Origin of the sequence: Actibacterium sp. (assembly GCF_041584535.1) — a bacterium.
Taxonomy (GTDB): domain Bacteria; phylum Pseudomonadota; class Alphaproteobacteria; order Rhodobacterales; family Rhodobacteraceae; genus Actibacterium_D.
Window position 1 is genome coordinate 1 of the sequence record NZ_JBFHDW010000101.1, and the last position, 8544, is coordinate 8544.

Below are 8544 nucleotides of genomic sequence, written 5' to 3' on the forward strand. Positions count from 1 at the left end.
AAAGACGGGCTGTATGGGTTTCTGGACGACCGGGGCAAAGTCTTGTTCCCATTGGTTTTCGAAAAGGCCGCGCCGTTTTCCAAGGCCGGGCTGGCAGCGATCAAGCAGGGCGGGAAATACGGCTTTATCGATACCGACGGCCATATCGCCATCAAGCCCGGCTTTGAGGCGGTCGGGGCCTTCGGGGAAAACGGGCTTGCACCCGCAAAACAGGGCGGCAAGTGGGGCTTTATCACCCGGACAGGGGCTTGGGCGATCCAGCCCGGTTTTGACGAGGCCAATTCGTTCTACGGGTCAAACCGGGCGGAAGTTCGGGTCAACAAAAAGTCCGGCTATGTCATGATGACCGGCAAGCTGGTGATCCCCACCATCTACGACAGCGCCTTTTCATTTGGCAAAGCCGGGCAGGCAGTCGTCAAGAAGAACTACAAATGGGGGGCGATCGACGCCACGGGCAAGGTTGTGATCCCGCTCCAGTTTGAAGATCTGCATGCCTTGGCCTCGGACGGGGCCGCCGAGGCCAAGAAGAATGGCAAATGGGGTCTGATTGATTCGCAGGGGAAATGGCTGATTCAGCCGACGTTCGAGTCGTTGGGCTATTTCGGTGGCGGGCAACTGACCTCGTTCACGCAGGCCGGCAGCTGGGGCTGTGTGAATCGCAGCGGCGAAGTGGTCGTGCCGGCGCTGTTTTCCTCGGTTCAATGCCGCGACGGCGATCTGACGCAGGTCTGGTTCAACGAAAACAAGCAATCCGGCTATCTGGACCAGAAATTCAAACCGCTGACCTTTAACTGGGCCGATTTTGGCTGGCCCGAGAAAATGCTGTGCAGCCCCTATGGCGACCTGACGAACGTCTATATGCGCCCGTCGACCAAAAGCCCGGTGATCAAGGCGCTGGGCAATGGTCACATCGTCAAGGTGACCCGCGAATCCAGCACCGACAAGGACATCACCTTTGTCAAAGTCGCGTTCCGGATGGGCCATTATCTTGAACAGCAAACCGGGTATCTGAATCAGAAGCTGCTAAAGGACGACTGCACCGCCCTTGCCGCGCGCAGCGCGATGGTTCTGGCGCAAAAGAACATGAACCGAAGCTATAATTTCGCCGATCATCTGCCAAAACTCGACAATCCAAGACTATCCGGCCGGTATCTGGACGCGCATTTCACCTATTCGCTTCAGCCGCAGAACCGGGATTTGAACTCGCTAAGCAATCTGTGCCGCCCCGAGTTTCGTCTGGAAAAGACCTGGAGCGACTATTCCTACAATGGTGGCACCTATTACGTTCTGCCCGTCACAAAAGTGCTGAAAACGAATCTGACGACCGGGCATTCCCGGATCGACACGCTGGGGTTTGGCGCGCGGATGGGAAAATACGACGCATTCTTTGGATATCAGCACGGCGGTGCGATTGCGGTCGCGCCGACATCGCGCTGGACCCCGGCGGACCGGGACAGCTCGCTTGTTACCATCGTGGACGGCAGACAGGATAAACGCCAACTGTTCGAGGATGACCGCGACATGCTGTTCATAGATATCGCGCCGGATGCACAAGAGTCGCTGAAATGGCTGTACCGGCTGCAAAAGGCCTGTCGGGGCGAGTTGGAATACTGACCGGGAAGGCGCTTGTTTTGCGGCCTCTGTTGGCGCCGCGAAACAAGCGTCACAGATAATTCACTTTCGGGGTTGACCCTCAGACGCGCCCTTTCTAGATAGGCGCGCAGTGGGCCGTTAGCTCAGTTGGTAGAGCAACTGACTTTTAATCAGTGGGTCGCAGGTTCGAATCCTGCACGGCTCACCACTATCACCAAAAGCCTGACCGGTTCCGGTCAGGCTTTTTGTTTGTCAGGGCAGGTGATTGGGCCCGGTTTGCGTCGCTGCGGCGTGTTGGTGATTCCCCGCAAAATCGGGTTTCCGAAACTTTGACGTTTCACCGGATGGGACTGTTGCGGCGAAGGCGGCCCGAAAGGTTTCTGCACCTGCGCCAATGCCGCAAGGTTTGGGAATGCACCCGCAGGCGTGACCAGTGTCAGCACTGCCGACACGTTCGCGGCTTTGGTCGCAAAGCGGCTGGAAATGGGGATGATCACACCGCCGGGGGGGTCAACGTGTTCGTTATACGCCCGGTCGCCAAGGATTATGCCCGCCTTGAACGGATTCTGCCGTTCCTTGCCGCGGATGCGGTTCTGATTTTCAGCGTGCCGGCAACGCGCAGCCTGTTCTAAGGCAAATACATCAGATCGTCGGGGGGCGGTAACTGAACCGCCCCCTCGACAACCCCACGAAACCACTGGTTTGCCTGATCCGCGTCGCTGTTGGCGTGCCAATACAGATAGGTATCGATCTTTGGGGCCGCGAACGGGGTGGCGATGATCTGATGCTTGAACCAGATGTTCGCCCGCTCCGCGATGGCCTCGGACATGGTCAGAACCAGATCGGTTCGATCCACCAGACGCATCGCTGTATTGATCTGCTGACACCGCACCGCCACCCGCCGCGATTTGCCTTCGCGTGACAGGGCGACGTCTTCGGGTCCATGACCTCCGGGGCGCGAGGTGACGAGGATATGCTCCAGCGACAAATAGGCCTCAAGGTCCAGCCCTTCGCGCGCGATCGGATGATCCTTGCGGGCCACGATGACGCTGCGCGACGAGGTCAGGTGCTTGCGGCGGATCGAATCCGGCAGCGGCAGGAATACGTCGATCGCGGCATTCATACGCCCGGCAGACAGGTCGGTTTCCAGATTGTGCCGATCATACCGGTTCGAAGTGACGGTGATTTTCGGCGCGGTTTCGCGCGCCAGCGTGACCAGTGGCAGGAAAAAAGTGTGCTCCATCAGCGGCCGCATCCCGATCGAAAAGGTCATATCGGCCGAGGACGGGTCAAAGCCGTCCAGTTCACCCAAGGTGCGCTCGAACAGTTGCAGCGCCTGCCGCACCGGTCCGATCATCTTTTGCGCTGCCGAGGTCGGAACCAGCTTTTGACCGTGCCGCACAAACAACGGGTCGTCCATGCGATCGCGCAGGCGTCCCAAGGCATGGCTGATGGTCGGCTGCGTCAGGTTCAGCGTCTCGGCCGCGCGGGTGACACCGCCTTGCGAATAGATCGCTTCGAACACAACAAAGAGGTTCAGATCGGTGCGTGATATATGCATGTTGTCTATGTCAGGGCATTTTTAGCATTCATTTTACTTATATTTCTCCCTTTTGCATATTGCGGTCAAGCGAGAAGGACCCCCGGCGTGACAGACCAATCCTTGGCGATTGACGGAAAAATCGTGCCGTTCAGCCCCTATTACATCGCCTTCGCCTTTTTCCGGCTGGCGGTGATTTTCGAAGGCATTGTATCGCGCGCTGCTGTGGGCAATCAGGTCTTGGGCGATGCCGATGACATGGCCCGGTTCAGCACGATTTTCGCGCGGTACGGACTGACACTTGCAGGAGCATAAACATGGATTTCAGCTATTCTGATAAGGTAAACGAACTGCGCCGCCGGGTGTCGGATTTCATGGACGACTATGTCATTCCGCGCCATCGCCGGTTCGTCGAAGAGGCCCATCAGGGCACCTATACCGTCAGCTTTTTAAACGACCTTAAAGCGCTGGCCAGAGAAGAAGGCCTGTGGAACCTGTTCCTGCCGCATCTGAAAGAAGGCGAGCCGGGCACAAGGTTGTCGACTATCGAATATGCGCCGCTGGCCGAAATCATGGGACAGCTACCTTGGGCATCCGAAGTGTTCAACTGCTCGGCGCCGGATACCGGCAACATGGAACTGATCCACATGTTCGGCACGCCCGAGCAGAAAAAGCGCTGGCTTGAGCCATTGCTGAACGGCGATATCCGGTCGTGCTTTGCCATGACCGAGCCAGACGTCGCCTCGTCCGATGCGACCAACGTGACCACGGTCATCAAGCGTGACGGCGATGACTATGTCATCAATGGCCGCAAATGGTTCATCACCGGCGCGGCCTCGCCGAACTGCAAGGTTGCCATCGTGATGGGCAAGACCGACCTGAACGCCGACATTCACCGTCAGCAAAGCATGATCCTTGTGCCGATGGATACGCCCGGCATGAACGTGGTGCGCAACATCAGTGTGATGAACCACCTCAGCTATGAAAGCCATTGCGAGATCGTGTTCAAGGATTGCCGCGTTCCGGCTTCGGCTTTGCTGGGCGGCGAAGGCGAAGGCTTTGCCATGGCGCAGGCGCGTCTGGGGCCGGGGCGCATCCACCACTGTATGCGCTCGATCGGTCAGGCCGAACTGGCGCTGAAGCTGATGGTCGAACGGTCGCTTGAACGGAAAACCTTTGGCAAATACCTGCACGAGCAAGGCGTCGTTCAGGAAATGATCGCCAAGTCGCGCTGCGAGATCGAACAGGCCCGCCTGCTGGTGCTTAAGGCCGCGTGGATGATCGACAATGTCGGTGCCAAAGGTGCCCGCGATGAGATCGCCATGATCAAGGTCGTGATCCCGCAGATGCAACTGGCCGTGACCGACCGCGCCATGCAGGTCTTTGGCGCTATGGGCCTGTCGCCCGACACGCCGTTACCCGATCTGTGGACCATGAGCCGCGCCCTGCGCATCGCCGATGGCCCGGACGAGGTTCACCTGCGCGCGATCGCCAAGGGCCAGATCAAGGCCGCTCAGAAAGGCGCGCATGACTCGGGCAAGTTCTTTACCCCGCCCGACCGGGCATCCGAGCGCTCGATCCGGGCCGATCAGATCGACTTCTGACGGGGCCGGACCATGGGTGTTTCGGCATGACCGGCGCGCGTCTGGTCGGGCACCCGCTGATCAAAGGCCGCCGCAGCGGCATCAGCTACGGCGGCGTGTCGATGTGTATTGCTGGCGGCATGGGCACTGCGGGTTTCAAATAAGCCGAATTTGATGACCAACCCCGGTCCCCGCAGCACCGCCTGCGGGGGCTTTTCTTTGTCTCAAACGTGATGCGTCGCCTGCTGGCGGGGCAACGGTTTCAATGATACCCAAGACGGGTGTTCAGGCCGGTGGGGGCGATGCGTTTCATTGGAATCATACTGGCGGTGATGCTGGGCGCCGTTGCGGCGCAGGCCACCGAGGTGCAGCTTGTCCTGCCCCCGGATGCGCCCGAGCGGCTGGAGGACGACCTGAAGGCGGCCTCGCTGACGCTCAGCGCCGCCCGCCAGTCCGACAGCACCCCGCAGGATCTGCTGGCGGCCGCGCGCGCCGATTACAGCCGCCTGATCTCGGTCCTGTATGGCCGCGCGTTTTATGGCCCCGAGATTCATATCGTAGTCGATGGGGTCGAGGCCGCCAGCCTGCCGCCCTATGCCGTCTCCGGCCCGATCCGCGATATTCGCATTTCGATCCTTCCGGGGTCGCAATTCGTGTTCTCGCGGGCGGAAATCGCCCCGCTGCCGAACAAGGTCACCCTGCCGCCCGAATTTGCCCCCGGTCAGCCCGCGGCGGCGACGGTGATCCGCGATGCGGCGGCGGCGGGCGTGTCGGGCTGGCGCGATGTCGGTCATGCCAAAGCCAGCCTGTCCAGCCAGCGCCTTGTGGCCGATCACGCCAGTGCCGAACTGGCTGCTACGCTGGGCCTGACACCGGGGCCGCGTCTGGCCTTTGGCGATCTGATCGTCGCCAGCGAAAGCAGCGTCCGCGCCGGGCGCATTCAGGACATCGCCGGCCTGCCCAGCGGCAAGACCTTCTCGCCGCACGATCTGGATCAGGCCGCCGAGCGCCTGCGCCGCAGCGGCGCCTTTCGCTCGGTCGTTTTGACCGAGGCCCAAGACCCGAACCCCGATGGCAGTCTCGACATCACCGCAACGCTTGTCGATGAACGCCCGCACCGCATCGGTGCCGGGGCTGAACTGTCGTCGCAAGAGGGGCTGCAAGCCTCGGCCTATTGGATGCATCGCAATCTCTGGGGCGGGGCCGAAAGGTTGCGGTTCGACGGATCGGTCGGCGGCATCGGCGGGCAATCCGGCGGGCTGGATTATTTCGCCGGTGTTACCCTGACCCGGCCCGCAACCTTTGGCCCCGATACCAGCCTGCGCTTTGCCGCCAGTCAGGAACGGCTGGACGAGCCGGACTATTTTCAGGACATTACCCGGCTGAGCACCGGCTTGGTGCATCAATTCTCGGACAGTTTGATCCTGACCGGCGGGGTCGAGCTAAGCCATTCCGAAGTCCGCGACGATCTGGGCAACCGCAGCTTTGATCAGTTTCTCGTGCCGCTGACCGCAACATGGGAACGCCGCAACAGCCTGCTGAACCCGGTCGAGGGCTTCTTTCTGGACATTCACGCCACCCCGTTTCTGGGCTTTGACAACAGCGCCTCGGGCGCGCGCCTGTATACCGATGGCCGGGTTTATCGCGGCTTTGGGCGTCAGGACCGTCTGGTTCTGGCAGGACGGGCGCAGCTGGGCACGGTCATGGGCGTGGGTCTGGCCGAAGTCCCGCCCGAGATGCTGTTCTTTTCCGGCGGTGGCGGCACCGTGCGCGGGCAACCCTATCAATCGCTGGGCGTCGATCTGGGCGGCGGCGTGACTGTTGGCGGGCGCTCGTTCATCGGCCTGTCGGGCGAGGTGCGCTTTCAACTGACGGACACTTACGGCGTGGTGGGCTTTGCCGACGCCGGGTATATCGGCCAGTCGGCGTTTGACGGGGCCGGGGATTGGCATTCCGGCGCCGGTCTGGGCCTGCGCTATTTCACCCCGATCGGGCCGATCCGTCTGGATATCGCGGTTCCGACCGGCGGCGACACCGGCCGCGACATGCAATTCTATATCGGCATCGGGCAGGCCTTCTGATGCGCTGGTTCTTTGCCCTTATCCTGATCCTGTTCGCGCCCTTCGCCGCGCTGGCCCAGCAGGACGACAGCAGCAGGCTTGAATCCTACCTGCAGGAAAAACTGTCCGATGCAGGCAGAACAGTGACGATTTCCGGCTTCGAAGGCGCGCTGTCTTCGACCGCGACGATCCGCGAGCTGACCATTGCCGACAGCACTGGCGTCTGGCTGACCCTGCGCGGGGTGCAATTGGACTGGTCGCGTGCCGCACTGCTGTCAGGACGGATCGAGGTCAACACCCTGACCGCCCGCGAAATCTTGCTGCCGCGCCTGCCTGCCAAACAATCGGCGCTGCAAAAATCGCAATCCGGGTCGTTCGAACTGCCCGATCTGCCGGTCTCGGTTCAGATCGGGGCGTTCGGGACGCCCAAGCTGGTGATCGGCGCGCCGGTGCTGGGGCAAGCGGCGCAAATGGCGGTCACCGGCGCGGTGTCGCTGGCCGGGGGGCAGGGCACGGCCAGCCTCAGCGCCCAACGCATTGATGGCCGCACCGATCACGTCGATCTGTCCGCCGGGTTCGACAATGAAACCCGTCAACTGACACTGGACCTGTCGCTGGAAGAACAGGCGGGCGGCATCGCCAGCACCGCGCTGCGCTTGCCCGGGCAACCCGCCCTTGGCCTGTCGATCACCGGCGACGCGCCGCTCAGCGATTTTGCCGCGACGATCAAACTGTCCTCGGACGGCCAGCCGCGCTTTGGCGGGACCGTGACCGTGCAGGATCAACTGACGCCGGATCAAACCCCGGCAGGCCGTAGCTTTGCCGCTGACCTGCAAGGCGATATCGCGCCGCTGTTCGCGCCTGAATACCGGCCGTTCTTTGGCGGGCAAATGCGGCTCTATTTCAGCGGAAAACGCGAAAAGGATGGGGGAATTTCCCTGTCGGAATTCGGCCTGAACGCGGCCGAGATTTCGGTATCCGGGTCGCTGGACCTGCTGCCCTCGGGCCTGCCTGCGCGGTTCGATCTCAGCGGGCAGATCGCGGCGAATGGCCCGGTTATCCTGCCGCTGCCCGGCCCCACGCTGCGGCTGGGCGCGACGCAGTTCTCGGCAGGGTTCGATGCCGCCGCCGGTCAGGAATGGCGCGCGAACCTGACCGCAAATCAGGTCTGGCGCGGCGATTTGCGCATTGGGCAACTGACCGCAGGCGGTTCGGGCCGGGTCATCGACGGCAATGCGCCTAGCGTCACGGCGCAACTGCGGGCCAGCGCCACGGCAATAACCCATCAAGCCAAGGCTTGGGCCGCGGCGCTGGGCACCGATCTGAGCGGCACTGGCGATCTGGTCTGGCACAGCGGTGACGGGGTCGAGGTGCAAGCGCTGCGGATCACCGGCGCCGGTCTGGACCTGACCGCCAAAGGCAGCGTCACAGGTGCGCTTGAGGATATGACCCTTTCGGGCGAGTTAGGCCTGATTAGTGACGATATTTCCCGATTTTCGGGCCTTGTGAACCGCCCGATTTCCGGCGCGGCCACGGTTGCGCTGACCGGTCGCTATGCGCTGCTGAGCGGCGGTTTTGACGCCACCGCCAAGGCCAGCACAAACGATCTGGTGCTGGGGATTGCCCAGCTTGATCCCTATCTGCGCGGCGCGGCTGATCTCAGCCTGACTGCCACGCGTGACGCCAGCGGCACCCGTATCGACCGGCTTTCGATCGACAGCAACACGGCACAAATCGCCGCCTCGGGCCACCTGTCCAAGGCTGACGC

The 8544-nt window shown here is 61.8% G+C and carries 5 protein-coding genes, 1 tRNA gene and 1 pseudogene; 6 read left to right on the forward strand and 1 reads right to left on the reverse strand.

The window, feature by feature from the left end; all coding sequences use genetic code 11:
• Both ABYW26_RS06820 and ABYW26_RS06825 read left to right on the forward strand, forming a co-directional pair.
• The coding region (locus ABYW26_RS06820; RefSeq protein WP_372604027.1) for a WG repeat-containing protein at positions 1 to 1614 on the forward strand (1614 nt) is incomplete at its 5' end.
• Positions 1615 to 1725: 111 nt separating this feature from the next.
• Positions 1726 to 1801, forward strand: a tRNA-Lys gene (locus tag ABYW26_RS06825).
• A 420-nt stretch (positions 1802 to 2221) separates the two neighbouring features.
• On the opposite strand, the gene ABYW26_RS06830 is transcribed toward ABYW26_RS06825, so the two are convergent.
• Entirely contained in the window at positions 2222 to 3154 is a 933-nt protein-coding gene (locus ABYW26_RS06830) for a LysR family transcriptional regulator (protein ID WP_372604028.1), read from the reverse strand.
• A gap of 87 nt (positions 3155 to 3241) precedes the next feature.
• Between ABYW26_RS06830 and ABYW26_RS06835 the strand changes: the two genes are divergently transcribed.
• The 4 genes and pseudogenes from ABYW26_RS06835 to ABYW26_RS06850 all read left to right on the forward strand — a co-directional run.
• Positions 3242 to 3448 carry a hypothetical protein gene (locus tag ABYW26_RS06835; protein WP_372604029.1) on the forward strand — a complete coding sequence of 69 codons (207 nt, stop codon included), beginning with the start codon at positions 3242 to 3244 and terminating at the stop codon, positions 3446 to 3448.
• Between the two features lie 2 nt (positions 3449 to 3450).
• Positions 3451 to 4737, forward strand: a complete 1287-nt coding sequence (locus ABYW26_RS06840; RefSeq protein ID WP_372604030.1) for an acyl-CoA dehydrogenase family protein — start codon at positions 3451 to 3453, stop codon at positions 4735 to 4737.
• A gap of 281 nt (positions 4738 to 5018) precedes the next feature.
• Positions 5019 to 6797: an autotransporter assembly complex family protein gene (locus ABYW26_RS06845; protein WP_372604031.1), complete on the forward strand. Its 1779-nt coding sequence runs from the start codon at positions 5019 to 5021 to the stop codon at positions 6795 to 6797.
• Positions 6797 to 8544: pseudogene (locus tag ABYW26_RS06850) on the forward strand (hypothetical protein); the annotation flags it as partial. The gene ABYW26_RS06845 and the pseudogene ABYW26_RS06850, both read left to right, overlap by 1 nt.